The organism is Salmonella sp. SSDFZ69 (genome assembly GCF_004010755.1).
Lineage (GTDB): Bacteria > Pseudomonadota > Gammaproteobacteria > Enterobacterales > Enterobacteriaceae > Salmonella > Salmonella enterica.
Genome location: NZ_CP034833.1, coordinates 1 through 20,479 on the forward strand (window position 1 = coordinate 1; position 20,479 = coordinate 20,479).

The 20,479-nt window shown below is 41.0% G+C and carries 24 protein-coding genes and 1 pseudogene; all 25 read left to right on the forward strand.

Translation table 11 applies throughout. The features are described 5' to 3' along the window. The first annotated feature begins 1,044 nt into the window (after positions 1-1,044). Positions 1,045-1,560 (forward strand): J domain-containing protein, encoded by a 516-nt coding sequence (locus tag EOS98_RS24335; protein ID WP_001025395.1) that lies wholly within the window; start codon positions 1,045-1,047, stop codon positions 1,558-1,560. A gap of 104 nt (positions 1,561-1,664) precedes the next feature. Further along, complete coding sequence (locus EOS98_RS24340) at positions 1,665-2,207, forward strand: hypothetical protein (protein ID WP_001083906.1); 543 nt, start codon at positions 1,665-1,667, stop codon at positions 2,205-2,207. Beyond that, positions 2,204-2,455 (forward strand): hypothetical protein, encoded by a 252-nt coding sequence (locus EOS98_RS24345; protein ID WP_001230707.1) that lies wholly within the window; start codon positions 2,204-2,206, stop codon positions 2,453-2,455. The genes EOS98_RS24340 and EOS98_RS24345 overlap by 4 nt, the downstream gene beginning before the upstream one ends. Then, a complete protein-coding gene (locus tag EOS98_RS24350; protein ID WP_000801440.1) occupies positions 2,442-2,669 on the forward strand; it encodes a helix-turn-helix domain-containing protein in 228 nt (75 codons plus the stop codon). Before EOS98_RS24345 ends, EOS98_RS24350 begins: the two co-directional genes overlap by 14 nt. Positions 2,670-3,122: 453 nt before the next feature. Next, positions 3,123-3,422 carry a hypothetical protein gene (locus EOS98_RS24360; RefSeq protein WP_000650309.1) on the forward strand — a complete coding sequence of 100 codons (300 nt, stop codon included), beginning with the start codon at positions 3,123-3,125 and terminating at the stop codon, positions 3,420-3,422. A gap of 90 nt (positions 3,423-3,512) precedes the next feature. Further along, complete coding sequence (locus EOS98_RS24365) at positions 3,513-3,863, forward strand: hypothetical protein (RefSeq protein WP_000854259.1); 351 nt, start codon at positions 3,513-3,515, stop codon at positions 3,861-3,863. Positions 3,864-4,167: 304 nt separating this feature from the next. Next, on the forward strand, positions 4,168-4,416 hold the full coding sequence (locus tag EOS98_RS24370) for a type II toxin-antitoxin system HicA family toxin (RefSeq protein ID WP_000520549.1): 249 nt from the start codon (positions 4,168-4,170) through the stop codon (positions 4,414-4,416). Beyond that, positions 4,413-4,760 (forward strand): type II toxin-antitoxin system HicB family antitoxin, encoded by a 348-nt coding sequence (locus EOS98_RS24375; protein WP_000681613.1) that lies wholly within the window; start codon positions 4,413-4,415, stop codon positions 4,758-4,760. The genes EOS98_RS24370 and EOS98_RS24375 overlap by 4 nt, the downstream gene beginning before the upstream one ends. A gap of 360 nt (positions 4,761-5,120) precedes the next feature. Next, entirely contained in the window at positions 5,121-5,624 is a 504-nt protein-coding gene (taxA, locus tag EOS98_RS24385; protein WP_000781813.1) for a relaxosome-coupling protein TaxA, read from the forward strand. Positions 5,625-5,627: 3 nt separating this feature from the next. Next, positions 5,628-6,857 (forward strand): DNA relaxase/nickase TaxC, encoded by a 1,230-nt coding sequence (gene taxC / locus EOS98_RS24390; RefSeq protein ID WP_001329504.1) that lies wholly within the window; start codon positions 5,628-5,630, stop codon positions 6,855-6,857. Positions 6,858-6,933: 76 nt separating this feature from the next. Then, a complete protein-coding gene (locus EOS98_RS24395; protein WP_060598542.1) occupies positions 6,934-7,227 on the forward strand; it encodes a helix-turn-helix transcriptional regulator in 294 nt (97 codons plus the stop codon). Further along, positions 7,224-7,439: an EexN family lipoprotein gene (locus EOS98_RS24400; protein WP_000760375.1), complete on the forward strand. Its 216-nt coding sequence runs from the start codon at positions 7,224-7,226 to the stop codon at positions 7,437-7,439. Before EOS98_RS24395 ends, EOS98_RS24400 begins: the two co-directional genes overlap by 4 nt. A gap of 355 nt (positions 7,440-7,794) precedes the next feature. Beyond that, positions 7,795-8,415 (forward strand): lytic transglycosylase domain-containing protein, encoded by a 621-nt coding sequence (locus EOS98_RS24405; protein ID WP_000157549.1) that lies wholly within the window; start codon positions 7,795-7,797, stop codon positions 8,413-8,415. A gap of 67 nt (positions 8,416-8,482) precedes the next feature. Then, a complete protein-coding gene (locus EOS98_RS24410) occupies positions 8,483-8,755 on the forward strand; it encodes a TrbC/VirB2 family protein (protein WP_001328551.1) in 273 nt (90 codons plus the stop codon). Between the two features lie 18 nt (positions 8,756-8,773). Continuing rightward, positions 8,774-11,521 (forward strand): VirB4 family type IV secretion/conjugal transfer ATPase, encoded by a 2,748-nt coding sequence (locus EOS98_RS24415; RefSeq protein WP_000105985.1) that lies wholly within the window; start codon positions 8,774-8,776, stop codon positions 11,519-11,521. 11 nt (positions 11,522-11,532) lie between these two features. Beyond that, positions 11,533-12,249, forward strand: coding sequence for a type IV secretion system protein (locus EOS98_RS24420; protein WP_000832283.1), 717 nt, complete (start codon positions 11,533-11,535; stop codon positions 12,247-12,249). An 11-nt stretch (positions 12,250-12,260) separates the two neighbouring features. Beyond that, positions 12,261-13,355, forward strand: coding sequence for a type IV secretion system protein (locus EOS98_RS24425; RefSeq protein WP_000046889.1), 1,095 nt, complete (start codon positions 12,261-12,263; stop codon positions 13,353-13,355). Positions 13,356-13,869: 514 nt separating this feature from the next. Beyond that, on the forward strand, positions 13,870-14,556 hold the full coding sequence (locus EOS98_RS24445) for a virB8 family protein (protein ID WP_001290765.1): 687 nt from the start codon (positions 13,870-13,872) through the stop codon (positions 14,554-14,556). Beyond that, a complete protein-coding gene (gene virB9 / locus EOS98_RS24450; protein ID WP_001329500.1) occupies positions 14,553-15,461 on the forward strand; it encodes a P-type conjugative transfer protein VirB9 in 909 nt (302 codons plus the stop codon). The genes EOS98_RS24445 and virB9 overlap by 4 nt, the downstream gene beginning before the upstream one ends. Then, positions 15,454-16,572: a VirB10/TraB/TrbI family type IV secretion system protein gene (gene virB10 / locus EOS98_RS24455; protein WP_000131271.1), complete on the forward strand. Its 1,119-nt coding sequence runs from the start codon at positions 15,454-15,456 to the stop codon at positions 16,570-16,572. Before virB9 ends, virB10 begins: the two co-directional genes overlap by 8 nt. A gap of 1 nt (position 16,573) precedes the next feature. After that, on the forward strand, positions 16,574-17,602 hold the full coding sequence (gene virB11 / locus EOS98_RS24460) for a P-type DNA transfer ATPase VirB11 (protein WP_000017226.1): 1,029 nt from the start codon (positions 16,574-16,576) through the stop codon (positions 17,600-17,602). Continuing rightward, on the forward strand, positions 17,589-19,451 hold the full coding sequence (taxB, locus tag EOS98_RS24465; protein ID WP_170324155.1) for a relaxosome-coupling protein TaxB: 1,863 nt from the start codon (positions 17,589-17,591) through the stop codon (positions 19,449-19,451). The genes virB11 and taxB overlap by 14 nt, the downstream gene beginning before the upstream one ends. An 8-nt stretch (positions 19,452-19,459) precedes the next feature. Beyond that, positions 19,460-19,882, forward strand: coding sequence for a cag pathogenicity island Cag12 family protein (locus tag EOS98_RS24470; protein ID WP_015059903.1), 423 nt, complete (start codon positions 19,460-19,462; stop codon positions 19,880-19,882). Then, the gene (locus EOS98_RS24475; protein WP_001350475.1) at positions 19,866-20,171 is read left to right on the forward strand and encodes a TrbM/KikA/MpfK family conjugal transfer protein; all 306 of its coding nucleotides are present in this window, start codon (positions 19,866-19,868) and stop codon (positions 20,169-20,171) included. The genes EOS98_RS24470 and EOS98_RS24475 overlap by 17 nt, the downstream gene beginning before the upstream one ends. 160 nt (positions 20,172-20,331) lie before the next feature. Further along, positions 20,332-20,478 (forward strand): annotated as a pseudogene (locus EOS98_RS24685) (ATP-binding protein); the annotation flags it as partial. Position 20,479 lies beyond the last annotated feature (1 nt).

Below are 20,479 nucleotides of genomic sequence, written 5' to 3' on the forward strand. Positions count from 1 at the left end.
AGACAAAAAACACGCTTAAAATCAATAAATTAGAGCTACTCTAAGTTTTTAAGTTTTTAAGAAAAACAAGAAAAGATAAGGCTTTTAATGCGTGCGAATATTCAGGAACTGTGGATAACTCAACAAAACCAGCAACGATGATGGTTCCTTACCATAAATCTGTCCCCTGATGATTATTACCCGCAAGCTAAAACAAACATCATCAATCATTAAAACTCATAACTTTCAATAACATAAAATCATCAAAAAAATATTTGATGCCTTATGTATCTCAATTTTCAAGACCATAAATTTGTCCCTAGTTAACTTTAACTTATTGAAATAAATATAATATTCGTGCGTACTGATCCTAATGTCACATCGCAAAAATTCCGCTTCCTCGCTCACTCAGTCGCTACGCTCCTGCCGTTCGGCTGCGGCGAGCGGTATCTCCTTTCTCAAAACCAGAGAGATTCAGATCATATGATCCGTTATTTGATCCTTTTTGGATCTTCCACTAAGAAGCCCTGAATCGCGCTCTGCCGCTTCGTTCGATACAACCATGAGGAAAACCATGCGAAATGAAAAAAATCGCTTAAAATGCGATTCAGAGCGTTTTAGGGAGGTTCTGTTAGTTCTCCTGCATTGCGCCCGTAGTTCGCTAACGCTCACACGCGCAGTACAGCGCCCCGCCATGCTGCAATGCACCAGGGCGGGGTAAACTCGCTTGCGCTCGCGCTAACTGCGGCATTCTGCGGCGCAAATCAGCATAATCATGGCCTGCTGGTCAGTTGGGCTTTGCAGGGTGAAGGGATGGCCTGTGCACCCTGGTACGTTCGTCAGCGGCTGCGCCGCGCTTCGGGGCGATGTGGCTCCTGTGCTGCCCTGGTATTTTCGTTCGCCCCTTCCATCCGCTTACGCGGATTAAAAAACGTGATAACAATCACTTATCGAGTAAAAAAACGGGAGAAAACTTGCAAATACGACTTAAAGGTCGTATTATTGTTTCATCGAAAGGGGAATGGCCCCTCTCACAATAGCCCAGCAGGGCAGGAGATTAAAAAAATGAATATCCAGGAAGCATTAAACGTTTTTGGATTATCCGGCGAATTAACTGAAAAAGATATCAAAGCAGCATACAGAAAAGCCGCTTTAAAATATCATCCAGATCGTAACCCGTTAGGGGCTGAACTGATGAAAGCGGTAAATGCAGCTTTTGATGTATTGATGGCAAATATTGATAAAATAAATCAGTTCCAGAGCACTGATGAACATGCACGATATAATTACGGTGATGACCTGGAAAAAGTATTAAACGTTCTTTCTGGTTTATCTGGTCTGGTATTTGAAGTGATAGGTAACTGGGTCTGGATTAGTGGAGAAACCATTACACATAAGGAAACTTTAAAAGAAATCGGGTGTAAATGGGCGGCAAAGAAAAAACAATGGTTTTATCGTCCAGACGAACATAAAAGTTACTGGAATCGTGAAGAACACACGATAGAAGAAATCCGCGCAAAATACGGTACAACCGGACAGCGCAGGGCGACAGGGTGGCAACGCGTGGAAACCAGAGCGTAACCAGAACGGGGGCGAGAAGCCCCCGATATTATAGCCAGCCCGTCTTTTGGGGCATCGAACCCAAAAAGACGGGAACAGCAGCCACGTAGCAAAAAGGGAAACAGATGAACTCTTTTTTTGAACAATATCACCCTGTCTTTGAAGTTGTCTGCCGTATCCTGGGGAACGGCTGGCGCGTGAACAAACTTGATGATTGTTCGTCTCGTATAAAACTGACGTCACCGCAGTTTAAAAATTACTCTGTGCATATTCGGATGGAAAAAGACCGCTTTTCTGTGGTGGGGAGTGTGGATAGTCGTTCCTGGCGTAGTCCGCATCATGTTTGCACGTTATCCAGAAAACGGAATCCCGTTGATATTGCAGCCGATATCGAGCGAAAAATTCTGGTAAATGCTTCGCAGGAGGTGTTACAGGCGATTGAGTATGAGAAACACCAGGTGGAAAAAAAGGACGAAATTCTGATCCTGAAAGGTATGTTATCGCAACTTGTCCAGCTTGAAAGCTGGTATGGGGCATTGACAGGCTTTAAAGCTGAAAACGGATTGAACGGTAAAGTCACCGAACAGGGCGACAGTTATGATTTACAGATTCGGGGCTTGAGTATAGATCAACTTGTTAAAATTACAGGGTATTTGAAACAGTTATGAGAAAAAATAAAGGTGATGTGACTTATTTTCTTGAAAAAGAAGGTGACAATTACAGGCTTACAAAAAGGATAAAAGCCAGAACAAATGTTAAAATCGGGAACAAAACTACGAAAATTACATTGTATGATGCTGTACTGAATGAGAATGAATTACAACATATTGATTTTACGTGTGCCGGATTAAGGGAAGACGATGAGACGCCAGTTAAGAATTTAATTAAGGAGTTTATGTTAAATGAAACCCGATAATACACCTGAAAATGTAAAAAAATTACGTTTAAAAGCAGGATTAACACAAAAGGAATGCAGTCATATTTATGGTGTTGGGCTAAGAACCTGGCAGAAAAAAGAGGAAGTTAATACTCAAAACAGTCAAAGTCTGTCACTGGTTGAGTTTGAGTTTCTTTTGTTACTTGCAGGAGAACATCCTGAATACGTGCTCTGCAAAAGGGAGTCAAAATAAAATGACCTGTGATGGTTTTATATTAGTACCTGGAGTTGCGCTCGTAGCTCGCTGACGCTCACACGCGCAGTACAGCGCCCCGCCATGCTGCAATGCACCAGGGCGGGGTAAACTCGCTTGCGCTCGCGCTAACTGCGGCATTCTGCGGCGCAAATCAGCATAATCATGGCCTGCTGGTCAGTTGGGCTTTGCAGGGTGAAGGGATGGCCTGTGCACCCTGGTACGTTCGTCAGCGGCTGCGCCGCGCTTCGGGGCGATGTGGCTCCTGTGCTGCCCTGGTATTTTCGTTCGCCCCTTCCATCCGCTTACGCGGATTAAAAAACGTGATAACAATCACTTATCGAGTAAAAAAACGGGAGAAAACTTGCAAATACGACTTAAAGGTCGTATTATTGTTTCATCGAAAGGGGAATGGCCCCTCTCACAATAGCCCAGCAGGGCAGGAGATTTAAAATGAAATGCTCATCTGTTTTTACTTCAACCACTAATCATGTTTTCACATTCGAACGAGTAACGCTTTGCACTATTATCCTTATGCATAAGGATACTGGACAACAGTATGTTGTCATATTTACTGATAACAATAAAATTCGTGACTATAAAGCCGGAATTGTTCCTCAGTTTGGCGAACTTAAGCAGAGTGATGTTGATTTAGTCCTTTTCTACAGGGACGAATATGAAAAATATTTTGATTCATTAAAAGATGGCGATGAATGCTTGAGTTTTAAAGATTTTATTGAGTGTCTTTGTTAAGCATTATGAATGCAGGGGCATCCCTGCATTTTCTGGAAATTTCAATATTGATTCTGAAATTGTCTATTAACATCAATGCAAGGGAAATTCATGAAAACGTTAAAACAAGCCGCAATGCAGTTTGCATCTGATCTGCGTAATAATCGCTGTTTTAAAGCTGCTTATAATGATGCTCTGTTAGAGCTTGATCGGGAAGATTTAAACGCCATTGTACAATGCACATTTCTTTTTGAGCCAAAACGAACATTAGCCGAACTTGATAAATTAATTAAAAAGATAGAAGTAGAAGAAGATTATGAGTTTTGTGTATCCCTTGATAAAGGTAAAGGATTACACGAAGTCAGAACATTTAAAAGTGAGCGTGAGGCGTTGGATGCTTATCGCATTTTGACTCTTTACGGATACACAGTAACTATAGAAAAGAAGGAGGGTAATGACTGACTATTCAAGGTGTGATCAGGTTGTTCCACCAACCTGATCACGTTATCGACAATCAAAACTGAATGAGGTTTTTAAATGTCAACGCGGCAGATCGTACAGCTTGCTGATTCCCTTGTCAAAGGCTGGGAAACCAGAATTCCGGCAATGAAATTTAGCGAATGGGATCAATTCCGGTGGTGGTTAAACTACTTGCAAGGGTATGAAATGTTTTAAATAAAAAAAGGGGCTTTCTGCCCCTTTGTATTTTTTGACAAAAATGCCATGTGTAACTATAATTAGTTGCATATCTATAGGGGATGGATTTATGGGGAAAACAGATAAGCTACTGGCAAAGTTTTTAAACAGTAAAAAAACGTTTGAATGGGATGAACTGGTCGTTTTGTTTTCCTCTTTGGGATATGTCAAAAAGGAAATGCAGGGGTCAAGAGTGCGGTTTTTCAATGCTGAAATCAATCACACCATATTAATGCATCGTCCACATCCGGAAAGTTATATCAAAGGTGGTACGCTGAAAGCAATTAAACAGAATCTGAAAGAGGCTGGATTATTATGAAACATTTAAAATATAAAGGATATTTAGGCACGGTTGAACCCGATTTTGAAAATAATGTCCTGTATGGAAAACTGGCGTTTATTCGGGACCTGGTAACTTATGAGGCTTCTACATTAGCTGAACTGGAACAGGAGTTTAAAACATCTGTTGATCTGTATTTACAGTCTTGTGTGGAGGATGGAAAGGAACCTGATACCCCGTTTAAAGGCGTGTTTAACGTCAGGCTTGATCCAGAACTGCATCGTCGGGTAGCAGAAATGGCGATGGAAGAAGATTTATCGTTGAATGCCTTTGTTAATAAGGCTCTGGAAAAAGAAGTCAGCAATCATCGCGCAGGGGCTTAATTGCCCTTGTTTTTATGCCCTGTAAGGGCATGGGAGGCGCTTTGCGCCGGAAGCCCCGCAGCGCAGCGAGGACTTAAAAAGCGTTACGGCTTCAGCCGTAACAATTCCCAGCCCTGCCAGGCCTGTTTTTTCTTTCACAAATCTTTCAGCTATACGTTTGCCTGATGGTCGAAGACGAAAGAATCTTTCAGCAACGAAATCTGGACATATGCAGCGACGATTTTATAGCCAGGCACAGTGCCACATATGGTACAATCAATGCAGGATAGACAATCCGATGTCAAATGTTAACATTTGAATCAGATTGTCCAAAAACGATGTTTTTGCCTGTGCCTGCCGCAGGCTCTGTTGGGGTGACTTATGAAGATGATAGCGTTCAGGCTAAGTGATGATGAGTTAAAATTTGCAGAACATAACGCTATTTTAAGTGGATTTACCAGTATCAATGCTTTTGCTAAGCATAACGTGCTTAATATTGAAACCAAGCCTGTTAACATCCCAGTTAATAATGAACCAGCAAAGCTGGTATCAGTGCGTCTTTACCCTCATGAAATAGAACTTGTTAAACGTAATGCTGCTCTTCACGGCATGAGCATGAGCAGAGAAATTGCTATTCGTGTGCGTCAGTCTTTGTTAAAGAGTGAAGTCTGTCTTTACCCTGATGAAGTTAAGGAACTTAAAAAACTATCAACTGCTGTAGATCGTGTTGGTCGCAACATTCATTTTATCATAAAAGGTGAAAGATTCTGTACGGTTAACGATCCAGATTTCAGAAAAGACGTTATTGAAGTGATTGAACTGTGTAAGCAAATTGATTCAAAACTTGAAACGTTAACCAAGAGTGTTGTTAACAGATTTGGGTGATTTATGGGTGTGTATGTAGAACAGGAATACCGTATTAAACGCGCTAAAGGGACTGGGCGTGATCCGAAATCTCCTAAGTTATCGGGAAGACATATACATGCCAGTAAATCGGCTTTTAATCATAAAGTCAGACATGGTGCGGACAAGAAAGCATATACCTGGACACCTACAAAAGAAGTCACTTTTAAAATCACTGGCTCAGGTAAAACAGCCGCAGGCATCAAAAATGGTATTGATTACATTACCCGTAATGGTGAACTTGAGGCTTACTGTTATGATGGAAAAGGTTCAGAGCAAACAGGGAAAGGAGAAGACTTTAATAGGGAGTTTACTTCAACTTTATCTAAAGGAAATGATTACTCCAGGACATATCGTGGAGAAAACATCGATCATGTGAAAAACATGGTCTTTTCACCACCACCAGAAGCTGGAGTAAGCAGGGAAGACGCTCTGAAAGCTACGGTAGAATTTCTTAAAGAGACTTATCCAAACCATGCTTTCGTTGCCGTATACCATGATGATAAAGAAGATCATCCTCATGTACATGTTAATATTAAACTTCGTGATGAAGAAACAGGAAGAAGATTAAGACTTACTAAATCTGAAACCAGGAAGTTCAGAAACGGTTTTCATAGAAAACTGAAAGGTATGGGATATGATGTTACCGCTACCTGGAAAAAAGATCCCGAACGTAAACGGGAGATTGAGCGATTACAGGCTGAAAATCCGAAAAGACTCCGGAATGTTTACAAGGTGGTGGATTTTGGGGAGACTTCATATCAGAATAAGGCAGGGGAAAAACGAACACCTTTCCTCACTTATGAAACTTTAAAAGGTGGAAAACAGGTTACGATTTGGGGTAAAGACCTGAAAAATCATTTCGAGTCTGAAAAGCTCCAGCCAGGAACGCTTATCAAAGTAAAAAAACTGGCTCCTACGCTTGTACGTAGTCCAATGTTTAATGATGATGGAACTGTTGCAGGCTACAGGGAAACGCATCGCAATAACTGGCAGATTGAAAATATTGCCCTTGAGCGGAACAGAGAACGTCAGGTTCATGAGCGTGAAACCAGGCAGCCGGAAGAGAGCGACGTTAAAAAGCAGCTATCCAGAAAACATGAGCAAGGTCACAATATCGGGTTTGCTCTTGAACACGGGTTTACAAAGGATTCAGAAGAACATAAAAAACTAAGAATACAGCAAGAGAGGAACTGGAAAGGCCTGGGATTTTAATTTGATTTTGGCGCAGGTGAACAAAGCGGCTACTTTGCTCACCTGCTGATCACAACAACCTACGAGGGAGGTTATCATGACTGAGCATGATGCTATCTGCATTTCTGGACTTCATCAAATTTTTAGTGATGAAGAACATTTGAGTGAGCAACAAAAAGACATTATTCTGATGTACGCTTATGGCTATACCCTGAATGAAATTGCTGATTTCAAAGGACTAAAGCCTTCAACTGTCAGAAAATATCTCGATTCTGTAAGAGCTGAACTGGGAGGTGTCTCGTTGGCAGGGATCAGAACACTGGTACTCATTCGGACTAATGCCCTTCTCGTGTCAAGTCTTTCCAGGATCAGTGAGAGGGGGAATTTATGAAAAAATATCTGCTTTTTGCTTTGCCGTTCTTCGTTGTTGGTTGTAGTGAAGAAGTAAAAAGTGTGGATTGGTGGGGGCAGCATCTTACGGAAGCTAAACAAAAGCAGGCAGAGTGTGAGAAGTCTGGCTCTGATTCTCAGAACTGTAAGAATGTTAAACAAGCATTGTTTATTCAGTCTCAGAAGGATGCTCCAGTCCCTACATTCGATTAACTAATGTTTCAATCATACTAGAGCGCCCATATGGGCGCTTTTTTTTGCATGATCACACGAATCATAATATGACCATTTTGTCAATGTTATTTGATCGTATTGTTGAGCATTGTTATTTTGCGAATCATGTTCGCATCTAAAACAAATCCAAAACACACTTATAGTGGATTGATTAAATGAAGGAGAAATCAGATAAGTCATCGGAAAAAGGGGTTTATGTCACGATAAAACTCGATCCCAGGTTGAATGCATTTATCGAAGAGAAAACGAAAACATCTTTGCTTAGTAAGAGGAAGCAAATTATTTACTTATTAATGCAGAGTATGCGTATTGATGGATATATGGAGCGTTAGCTATGGCGTCTTTATTCCCAGCCTTGTTGCTGTGTGCGGCGTCAGTTCATCCGGATACGATAAATGATATTGCACGGGTCGAGAGTGGCTTCAATCCTTATGCTGTGGCTGAAATTATTCCTGAAAGGGAACGCGGTAGCTATGGCAAAAGTGTTATCAGTCATATGCCCAAAAGTAAGGAGGAAGCTCTAACAGTTATCAGAGAAATTGAAAACAGAAAAAGACGTTATTCTGTCGGATTGATGCAGATTACCAGCAGTAATTTTTCTTTTTATTCCACGTCCGCAGAAAAACTCCTTGATTCGTGTGAAAACTTGTCTGTTTTCGAAAAGATTATCGTGGATTGTTATAAACGAGGGAGGAGCCTGGAGAATGCGCTTAGTTGTTACTATACAGGAAATTTTAGTAACGGTAAGCGAAAAGAAAAAGAATTTAATAATACAAGTTATGTTGAGCGAATTGGTTATACAGGGAACGAAAAAAAATATGTTGTACCAGGTACAAGAAGCAACGGGGGAGAACAGCGAAAAAATCGTTCACACAATGCGTCAGTTATCTGGCCCGAAACCATTCTGAAATCTGCTTTTGTTGATAACTCACATCCAACAAAAGTTATTAATTAACAGGACTTATAAAATGTCATTTAAGAAATCAGTATGTAATCGTATCAGTTCATCTGTCACTGCTGTAATGCAGCGTAAAAATAAGGTAGTTATGGCAGTCGCCGGGGCAACAGTTGCATCACCGGCCTTTGCGGATGGATTTTCAAAAGCGGAAACACTGCTGGAAAAGGTTAAAACAGGGCTTAGTGGCCTTTCACTGGTCACGGTGACTATTGCCTGTCTGTGGGTCGGCTACAAGGTTCTGTTTGGTGGAAGCACGATTCGTGAATGCTCACCTATCATCATCGGGGCAATTGTTATCGCCAGTGCGGCTGAAGTTGCATCAATGATGGTTAACTAATAAAGCGGGGACGATAGTATGTCTACACTTTATAAAGCGATGACACGCCCTGCTATGTATGTGGGTGTTCCTGTCGTCCCTCTTACTGTGGTTGCAGGGGCGTTATTTCTGGCGGGGGTTTATATCAGCAAGCTGATCTGGCTGGCTATTCCTGTCGCGGTTTTTGTTCTCAGAATGATCACTAAACAGGACGACCACATTTTTAACCTTTACTTTCTTAAGCTGAAAATGCTCGGAAACTCAGTGTGTAATCGTTTTTTTGGCGCACGAGCGTTCCTCTCCGGACAATATGAAGCTGTTGAAATTGATGAGTTTGTTAATGCCATGAAACTGAATGAGCGAATCACTACTGGTAAATATATACCCTATTCAAGCCATGTTGATAAAAATATTGTCAAAACAAAGAACGGTGATTATGTAGCGACATGGCAACTGATGGGGATTAACTTTGAGTCAATCTCTGCGGAGATGTTAGAAACTATTGACTCACAGGTTGCCACTCTTGTTCGTTCATTTTCCGGACTGCCCGTTTCATTTTATAACCATTCATGCAGGGCGAGTTTTTATGATGCCTTTACCACAAAATCAGGTAATAAATATGCTGATATAATATCAGATTGTTACTATGGTTCGATGAAGAAAAATAAATTCAAGGGGAACACTCTTTACTTTACGCTGATCTACAGACCAGATGGGCGTGTAGAAAAACTGGAAAAACGCAAAAAAAGTATTAAAGAAAAGAAAGATGATATTAACATTCATGTGAAGAGAATGAATGAAATGATTAATACATTCTCTGGCGCTCTTGATAAATTTACCTGTAAACTTCTTGGTATGTATGAGGAGAACGGAAAGGTATTTTCTTCTCAACTGTCATTCTATAATTATCTTCTGACAGGGAAGTTGCAAAAAATCAGAGTCACTGATTCTCCGGTGTATAACGTTCTTGGTGGAGTGGATGTATTTTTTAATCATGATACCGGACAGATATGCCGCATTGATGGAAATAAATTCTTTCGTTCTATTGAAATTAAAGATTTCTGTAGTGAGACTGCATCCGGTGTTTTTGATGTGCTCCAGTATTCTGATGCTGACTATATTATTACGCATTCATATACATCCATGAGCAAATCAGAAGCATTGAGTACCATTAAACGTGCGGAAAAACAGTTAAAGAGTACAGAAGATGATGCGGTTACTCAATTGCAGGAACTGGAAAAGGCAAAAAATGATATTGTGTCCGGTGATATATCCTTTGGTTACTACCATTTCACGCTAATGGTAATGGCGGACAGTATCAGGGAGCTTGACGAATCTGTAAGTAAAATTACGGCAGACTTTACTGACCTGGGCATTATTCCGGCATTGTCAACCATGTCATTGCCAGCGGCATATTTTGCCCAACTTCCGGCGGTTTTTCATTTAAGGCCGCGTTTATCTCCGGTATCGAATGTAAATTTTGTTGAACTGGCATCATTCCATAATTTCTACCAGGGGAAACGCGATAAAAACTGCTGGACAGAAGCGGTTGCTATTCTCAAAACACCAAGCAAACAGGCGTATTATCTGAATTTACATAACTCAGTACTGTTTAAAGATGAAACAGGTGAAAAGAATCTTGCTAATACTAAAGTTATAGGAACGGCGGGTTCAGGTAAGACAATGTTTCTGTCATATCTTGCCTGTTCATTACAGAAATACAATAACCCCGAAACTTTTGCTGATTCTGCAAAAAATAAGAAGTTAACGTGTGTCTTTCTTGATAAGGACAGAGGGGCTGAATTATGTATCCGAATGCTTGGTGGGGAATATTACACCGTAAAAAGCGGTGAGCCGACAGGATGGAATCCTTTTGCTCTGGAGGCAACAAAACGTAACCGTATTTTTGTCAAGCAACTGATGGAGATTCTGTGTACCAGAAATGGTGAAAGATTATCGACAAGAGAAAGATTGCTTATTAGCGAAAGTGTTGATGCTGTGATGGATTTTCCTCCTGGCGAAATGCGGGAATATGGCATTACCAGAATGCTTGAGCATCTTATGCAGAGAGATGATCGGGATGAGCAGGAGAACGGGATTATCCTTCGTTTGTCCCAATGGGCTAATGGTCAGGCTCATGGCTGGGTTTTTGATAATGCTAAAGACACATTCAATATTCAGCATGTCAATAATTTTGGCATTGATGGCACCGAGTTTCTTGATGATCCGATGGTATGTGCACCAATTACTTTCTATCTGCTGTATCGCATTACGCAGCTTCTGGACGGTCGGCGTCTTGTTATCTTCCTGGATGAGTTCTGGAAATGGCTACAGGATGAAGCATTCAGCGACTTTGTCTATAACAAGCTGAAAACAATTCGTAAGCTGAACGGGCTGGTTATTCCGGCAACTCAGTCTCCGGATGAAATACTGAAGAATAAGATTTCACGGGCTGTGGTTGAAGTATGCAGCACCAGTATTTATCTGGCTAACCCTGATGCCGATTACAATGATTATGTGGAAGGGCTTAAGCTGACACCAGAAGAATTTAATATTGTTAAAAATCTTGATCCAATGTCGAGACAGTTCCTGATTAAAAAAAGCAGTCTTAAAAAGGGGGATGGTAAATCATTTTCAGCACTTGCGACACTCGATTTATCGGGACTTGGTGGATATCTGAAAATATTGTCTGCCAGTGCAGATAATCTGGAAATTTTTGAAAGTATTTATCATGAAGGAATGGAGCCTGATGACTGGGTTCCTGAATATCTCGAACGGGCAATCTGACAGGTGAATTTATGAAACGTGTAAAAACATTGATGCTGATATCATTATTGACGGCTTCATTTTATAGTAGCGCAGGAATTCCGGTTGCTATTGATGCCAGTCCGGAATGGGCTGTTGAAGCCGCAAGATGGACAGAACGACTCAAACAATGGTCCGAAACTGCGCAACATTATCAGAGTCAGATTCAGGCATATAAAGACCAGTTAGCCACGGCAACAGGTATAAGGAATATTGCGGCATTCACAAATGAACTAAGTAATCTACAATCAGAACTGACAAATATTTATAAGCAGGGGAACAGTTATATTTCTGATTTTACCAGTAATCCCGAAGGTGCATTGAGCAGCCAGGCTAAAAATCTGTTCAGCAAGTATGGAGCCTTCGATATGTGTAATACGGGCTATGAACGTAATGATAATCTCTGTAAAGCACGGATTGTGTCAACGGCTGCCAGTATTGAACAGGGAAATGAGATCAATAAGCAGTTATCAAGTGCAATGTCTCAGATTCAGAGTTTAAGTAGCCGAATTGAGGCTTCAAAGGATATCAAAGAATCCCAGGATTTGGCTAACGCATTACAGGCGCAGTCGTTAAAAATGCAGGCGATAAAAATGCAGTATGATGTCTGGAATAATAAAAATAAAGCAGATCATGAGATGTTGGTCACACAAGAACAAGAGGCCTTTATTAAACAGCAGAAAGAAGCTGAACCATTAACTTTTGATTAAAAGGTGGATATATGGCTCAGGGGTTTTTCGTTAAATATAATTCTACCGTTATGGATTCGGTAGATAAAATCAGCTCCAGTTATCAAACACAATTTGCTAATGATATTATGTCGTTAGCAACGGTATCGGTTACGTTATATGTACTATGGAAAGGATATCAAATACTTGCCAGTAAAACTCAGACGCCCTTGCAGGATTTAGTATGGGATCTATCAAAATTTGCAATCATAATCATGTTTATAACTAATGCGGATGGGTATTTAACTGCGGCTACTGATGCGTTGCAAGGCATGAAAGATGGTTTTTCTGGAGGGGTGAGTGTCTGGCAAACTTTAGATAACTTATGGAAAAGTACGCAAAATCTTGGTGCGGAAATATACTCTTTAGATAAATCAACATATGTTAAAGATCAAGGTGTAGTTGGTCAGTTTTTAATATGGACTGGCTCGCTTATTTTAATGGCTGTTAGTGTGGTTGTTTTTTTAACAGCAGATGTAACGATGAAACTCCTGATTATTACAGCACCGATATTTATCTTTTGTCTCATGTTTGGTTTTATTCGGAGCATGTTTAATAATTGGTTACAATCGTTATTCTCCAGTATTCTGACAGTTCTATTTGCCAGTTTAGTGATTCGGATAGCAATGGATTTTCAAGGGATGATCCTTTCCCATGCTATTCGTGCTGCACAAACAGGGAATGTAAATCTTGTATCTACAGGTGCTATGGGCTTTATGGCTGGGTTTTTGGGGGCTTTATTGGTTCTTATAGCTAAAGGTTTTGCTGTCCAGTTAGCAGGTGCAGGTGTTGAAGGTGCTGTTCAGGGCGCAGCCATGATGGGGCTGGGTGCTGCTGGTATGGCTACTGGTAAGTCTCTGATGCTTGGCGGTCGTGCTGGTTTAGGTTTTGGCTTAGGGATGGCCGGAAGAACGGGCATGAATTCTTTATCAGGGAAAGCAGGGAATCTGATGGGGCGTGGTGCGCGAACAGCCGCTGAATGGGCGGGTGAAAAGGGATATCAGGCGCTGGCTCCGACAGGTGCTTTGGGGATGAAGGCGAGAAGACTTGCATCCCTGGAAAAAGCACGAGCGAGGAACGCCGCATGAAAATAATGAAACGTTTTTTTTATGTGATGTCCCTGAACTGGATACTGGTGTTCGTTGATAAACATATCACCTCCGGATGGAGCAGGAAGAGAAAGCTAATAACCCAGCTTGTTATTTTAATCACGGGAATTACCTTATTTAAGGTCTTAGGTGGAATCAGTCAGAGCTGGTTGTGACATGCTTCATTATTTTGTCATGATACTTTATTTTGTCCTAATCCTTCTTTTAGGAGTGTTTACCTGCTTCGCAGGAATAAGACTTGGTTTAGGGCTTGCGGGGAAATGGAGAAAGGGTATGGATCTTCGCTTTTTGCTTCTTATTGGTGGGATTCTTTTTCTTCATCTTGGCCTTTATCTCTTAAAGGTGTTCGTGAACGCTTAATAAGGTGAATTTATGCGATGTGTGATTCTTTTGTTTTTCCTGTTTCAGATTTCCGGATGTACCACAAGGAATAACCTTCCTTCTGATGTTTCCGGCGAACTGGAACCCATTAACCACAGCCAGGTAATCAGTTATGAGTGAAAAAATCGAAAAGAAGATTGAGACAGCTAAATCCTTCGAAAGACAACTCTATGCAGAAAATGAACGGTCTAAGAAAAATGCATGGCGTGTTGCAGTGGCAGCATCATTACTGTCCTTATGTCTTGGGGCTGCAATTTGTGTTCTTGTGCCATTAAAAGAAAAAGAGCTTGCTATTGTGGCTGTTGGCGAAAAAACAGGCCGTACAGAACTGATTACTCAGGTTAAACAGGAAAAGATCCTGCAATCTGAAGCACTTGGGCGGTATTTTGTAAACACGTATATTACTTTACGTGAAGGTTATAATTATCCGTCTCTTCAGTATGATTATGAGACTGTACAGCTATATAGCTCGAATACAGTAAAGGACGATTATCTTCGTCTGTATAACAGCGATATGGCTCCTGATAAAATTTATCATAATAACGGTTCTTACGTTGCGGTTGAGGTCATCTCCAATATTATTTCTGACGCAACCGCGCCAGATAAACTGGCCTCTGTGCGCTTTAAAAAAACGACGAGAAACTTCACGACCGGACAGGTTTCAGTTTCATACTGGACGGCTCGTGTGACATATCGTTTTGAACCAGAAAAGTCGGTTAAAAGTTCCAGTCGTGAGCTTAATCCTCTCGGTTTTACTGTAACCAGTTACCAGACAGATCGGGAAGTCAGGGGGGAATGATGAAGAAATTATTTATTGCTACATGTTTATTGCTTCCTGGGCTTGTGTATTCAGCAGCGACTCCGTTACCTTCTGGATTTGATGCAAGGATGCAGACTGTGAGTTATAACGGTGCGAATACGACCGTTATCCGGTCAAAGACAGGATTTCTCACATCAGTTGTTTTTGATGAAGGTGAGGCTGTTATCAGTGCAAAGGCTGGTTTTCCTGCCGGATGGGAAATCACAACCGATGATAATGTTGTTTACATCAATCCGCGTCCCGTTGTTCAGGAACAGGAAGGCGATGAAGGCGAAAAACTGAAAAAGGTTTTCCAGCCAACAGAAAAGGAATGGGATACGAATCTTTTTGTCAGAACAACAAAGCGGATTTACAGTCTGGATCTAATCCTTCTGTCAGAAGAAAAACAAGCGCAACCTGCTTATGTTGTACAATTCCGCTATCCATCAGAAATAGCGAAAAAGAATGCAGAAGAAGTAAGGCTGGCAAAAGAAAAACAGGAAAAACTCAGACAGAAGAAACTGATTTCTGAAAGTTTTGAAAAAGCCGATGCGCCTAAAAACTGGAATTATTTCATGCGAGTCAATGAAAAATATGACAGTCGTCGTATCGCCCCTGATTTTGCTTATGATAATGGCATATTTACCTTTTTAGGTTTTAACTCAGGGAAAGTATTCCCAGCTCCATTTGCTGTAAGAGATGGTCAGGAACAGACACTTGCTTTTAATGTGGAAACAAAAGGCAAGTATAAAATTATGGTTATCCACAACGTTAATGACAAATTTGTTTTACGCTATGGAAACAGCGTTGTTGGTGTTGTGAATAAATCTTTCGGAAAAGTATTAACCGACCAGAGGAATACATCTTCTCCTGCGGTAGAACGTGTTGAGGTGAATAATGACTGATATGAAAAAAACAGATGATTTAGTTGATGATGCGAATCAGTCAAAGCTGGAAAGTAAACCCGTTCATGATATCGGTGATATCAGGAACAAAAATAATCGTATGCGTTCTGGCTTTCTGTTTGGTCTGATGGCTGTATTAGTTATTGGTATTTTTGCGCTGAAAACATATAAAAATTATTTTGCAGATGACCAGCAGAAAGCATCAGAATCAACAGGCGATACCAGCATTTCTCAGGTAAGTAAAATCCGTACTGGTCTTGGTCAGAATTTTGACCCTGTTGAGAACAAAGCAATTATCAATCCAGGCGCTACTGGTTCTGGTAATACTGTTTCTGACGGTCATAAAGAAGTGCCACAGGAGGGGTTCAGGAAATATTTGTCAATACCTGTTGCTGGTCAGGGAGGGAGTCAGACTGGCGCGAGTGGCAGCAGCAGGACATCGCAGACATCAGAGCCACAGGAAGAAAGGAAAGAATCAAAAGAAAATGTGCCTGGTAAATCAGGAATGAAAGTAACTGCGATTAATCTCGATCCTGATCTCTATATTGAGGAAAACAGGCTTATACCGTGTGCTTTAACCACACGCTTTGTTTCTGATGTTGCAGGTCGTATCAGTTGTGTTTTTACAGAAGATGTATGGAGTGCTAATCACCACACAAAATTACTGGAACAGGGAACTAAGGCTTTTGGTCGTTACCAGACCGGAACGCTGAATCATGGACAGGGCAGAATGTTCGTTATGTGGGAGCAGTTGCGGACGCCTGATAATAAACGAATCGATATGGTAAATACAGCAGCAGCTGGTCCCCTGGGAGAAGCGGGCATTGATGGATGGATCGATTCTCACTTCTGGGAGCGTTTTGGTGGTTCTCTTATGCTCAGTATGGTTCAGGATGTAGCGGCGGCGGCGGCGGATAATGCACCTGGTAAAGATCGTAATGTGGATTATACCGAAAACTCACGACAGGCAATGGCTGAAATGGCTAAAGTCGCACTTGAGAATTCGATAAATATTCCTCCAACAATGTATAAAAACCAGGGTGACATAATCACTATTATGGTCGGGGAAGACATTGATTTTTCTGATATCTATGAGTTAAAGGTAAAATAGTATGAGTGGCGTTATTCCTGTCAGCATTAGCAATAAATCGCTCGATTTTTATAAAAATCAAGTATTCCAGTCTTTTCTTGATATTGAAGGGCTAACAGAAATTGCTGTCAACCGTCCTGGTGAAATCTGGACGGAAATTAATGGTGACTGGACATTCCATAATAATGACAGTGTGACCTTTGATTTTTGTAAACGTTTTTCTCATACGCTGGCATCATTTCGGGGAGATGAAATCGGCGAGACCAAGCCATTACTTTCAGCAACACTGGAATCAGGAGAACGTGTACAGGTCGTTTTTCCTCCTGCATGTGAGAGAAATACTATTTCAATCACTATACGTAAACCATCGACACGGCAGATAACACATAAAGAATATGTGGCGAACGGTTTTTATGATTATGTCCAGTCAGGAAAAAAACACAGGACATACGATGATGAGCTTCTTGATTTATTCAGAGCGAGAAATATCGCTGCTTTTATGGAGCTTGCCGTAGCAGCAGGGAAAACCATTGTATTTGCCGGAGCAACGGGTTCCGGTAAAACAACTTATATGAAGAGTCTTATCGATTTCATACCATTGAATACACGGCTGATTACGATTGAAGATGCAGAGGAAATCAAATTTTTTATCCATAAAAATTATGTGCATCTTTTTTACCCTTCGGAATCCGGCAGTGATTCCGGCTCTATCATAACAGCAGCGAAATTAATCAAATCCTGTTTGAGGATGAAACCTGACAGAATTTTACTGGCGGAAATTAAAGGTGGCGATGCCTGGGATTTTGTGAAAGTTGCTGGTTCTGGTCACAGTGGAAGCATGACGTCCATTCACGCGGCCTCGGCAAAAGATGCCATCATTCAGATGGTGACAAAATGTTATCAGAACAGAGAATGTCAGAATCTTCCTTTTGATGTTCTTCGTAAAATCATTATGGACAGTATTGATATTGTTGTTCATGTAGGCAGGGATGGTGTTGTCAGGCATATGAGCGACATCTATTACAAAGGGGCTGAATGTGAAAACTTTTAATAAGTCGCAATCTGTTTTTATATTCGCTGTTATGCTTGTTGCGGCATGGTTTGCAGGTTCATTTATTTTCTTTGTGCTTTACTTCAGCCAGATAAAGAATCTGAAACCATTGAAGGCTGTGTTCAGATCCATTGATGCGTACAGGATGGATATTTTTACAGACAGCCTTACTTTATCTGTTGTGACTACGGATATCAGAGTTTTAGCCTTTGTTGCACTTGGAGCAGGATTTGTCGTGTCTCTTATCATCCCTGTTGCGGCGTTGATAAAACTGAACGAGAAGAAAGAAAATATTTTCGGTGATGCGCGATTTGCAACAATTAATGATATTCGTGAGTCTAACAGTTTCACGCTTGACGGTGACGAAAAAGACGGGATTATCGTTGGTATAAAAGACAAGAAAATCATACGCTATGTGGGAGCAGCATTCAGTGCTATGGGAGCCGGAACAAGGGCTGGTAAAGGTGCTGGTATAGTCATCACTAATCTTATGAAGTACTGGTGGAGTGTTATTATTCTCGATCCAAAAAGGGAGTGTTTTAATATCACCAGTCTTATCAGGAAGGTGATTTTAGGTCATGAGGTTTATAAATTTGATCCCTTTAGTTCGGTAACGCACCGCTTTAACCCTTTGTATTATGTCAGCATGGGAACGAGTGAAGGTTTTAATCAGCTTGAAAATCTTTCGTTGATTATTTACCCCTATAAGACAGATGGTGCGGATGCTGGTAGCTATCTTAATAAGACGGCGGGTGGTGTTTTTAAATCTTATGCTGTCGCTTTATGGTTTATGATTAAGAATGATAAGGCTGGACTAAAAACGCTTGATATTGAGCCTGTCTTCTCAATGTCTAAAATTAATCAGCTTTTTGAGCGTGCAGAACCCGAACATCTTCTTTCATTCATGAATGATATTCGTTCAGAATTAAGGGGGAAAGACAAAACGCTTGCTGATATTGGTGTCGCTGGCCTTAAGGCATTCATTGAGATGGAGGATAAAACAAAAGCACAACTCAAAAGCAACTTTCTTAATGGATTATCACCGTTTGCTAACCCCAATGTGGCAAATGCTACTGATGGAAATGATTTTGATTTGCGGCAGGTGCGGAAAAAGCGGATGACAATTTATTTCTGTATTTCTGGTGATAATGCCAGGTTGGCTGAAAAAATAACAAATATTTTCTTTCAGCTTGCTATACAGGTGAATCTTGAAAAGATGCCAACGGATGATCCGGAAATAAAGCATGACTGCCTTTTTCTACTGGATGAATTCCCGTCAATTGGTGCTGTAGATTACATCAAGAGTAAATCTGGTCTCATTGCTGGTTACAAGCTGAAATTGTTGATTGTTTACCAGGTCGGCTCTCAGCTTGAGGAAATCTACAGTTATGCAGGCAGTAAAACATTACTGGCAAGTGCACCCTGCAAAATTGTTTATTCCGCTTCTGATGTTAAAGATGCGCGGGAGTTATCAGAAGCGATGGGGACACGAACAGTAACTATCGGTTCGAAAAGCAAAAGTCGTAGTCGTGGAGGAACATCGAGATCTGAATCAGAAAGCCTTATTGAGCGTCCACTGGTAACAACAAATGAACTACTTACACTGAAATTTAGTGAAGAAATCCTGGCAATGAAGGGAGAAAACCCGATTCGTTGTGAAAAGGCATTCTACTATCTCAATGAGTATTTCTTTGGTGACTTTGTGAAGGTTGCTCCGGAACTTGCAAACATTTTCCCCAGGAAGAAAGGAAAGCTGGTTATGCCTCCACAGAAAGTATTTGAAAATGAAATCGTCGCAAAAGGGTATCTGGTAGTAAAAGATGTTCCTGATCTCGATAAAGCGGCATAAAGGAGAACATGATGAAGAAGTTAGTGTTTTTATTGATTTCCATTCTTGCTGGTTGTTCATCACCGCCAGAGCCAACACCCGTGCAGTTTGAAAAGGCAAATGAAGTGATCAATCCCTCATTGCCATATGTCCCCGATTTTCACGGTGTCATAAAGTCAGACGTTAGCGGTAAAGGATGGGTTTATGAGATCACTTCCTTATCCGGAGTACAGGCCAGAACGCCGACGTTTTATTACGCTCTGGCTCATGCGGACAGGATTGTAGTGACAACACATGATGCTGGGCTGTGGTTTCGAATCAGAGATCTGTTGAAGATGGAAGGGGCAACAGCAGTCGTGGAATGGCGAAACGAGAAAAGTTTTTTACCTGAACAGGTAAAAATAGTTTTCATTAAAGCACAAAATGAGGTGAAAAATGACTGGAAAAAATAGAGTGGTTTTACCAGCCTTGCTGGCGTTAGGATTAATATCAACAAATGCTAATGCATCTGACCCTTGCGCTTCGGTACTTTGCTTATATGGAAAAGCAGTCGGGCAAGGTGGAGGGAGTGAATGCAGAAGTGCTGAAAAGGATTTTTTTAATATTCTGAAAAAGAAAAAAGGAAGCATTCGCTGGAGTAAAACTTTTGATGCCCGTAAAGCATTTCTGAATCAGTGTTCAACGGCTGATCCTGCTGCTATATCAAAAATCATGAGTAAGTTTGGTCGTGTCAGAGGTTAATTAAAACCTGATAACCGCGCCAACGGGTATCAGGGTACTGCAAGTATCACATTTCGCGCCAACGAAATGTGATGATTAGTTACAATCACTGAGGTTAGAAATGAAAGTAACCAAATCTATTATAGCTATTTTATTGTGCTTATCTGCTGGTAGTGCATAAGTGGATGTAATAAAAAATGCTCGTGCCTTTTTGAAAGGAACCCTCGATCTGAGCGTTCAGGAAGCAGATGAAGATATAGAGGAAAGGGAAGAACTTTATAAAAAGAACGGGGCACAACCTGACTATTTAAGTTACCTGGAGGATTAAC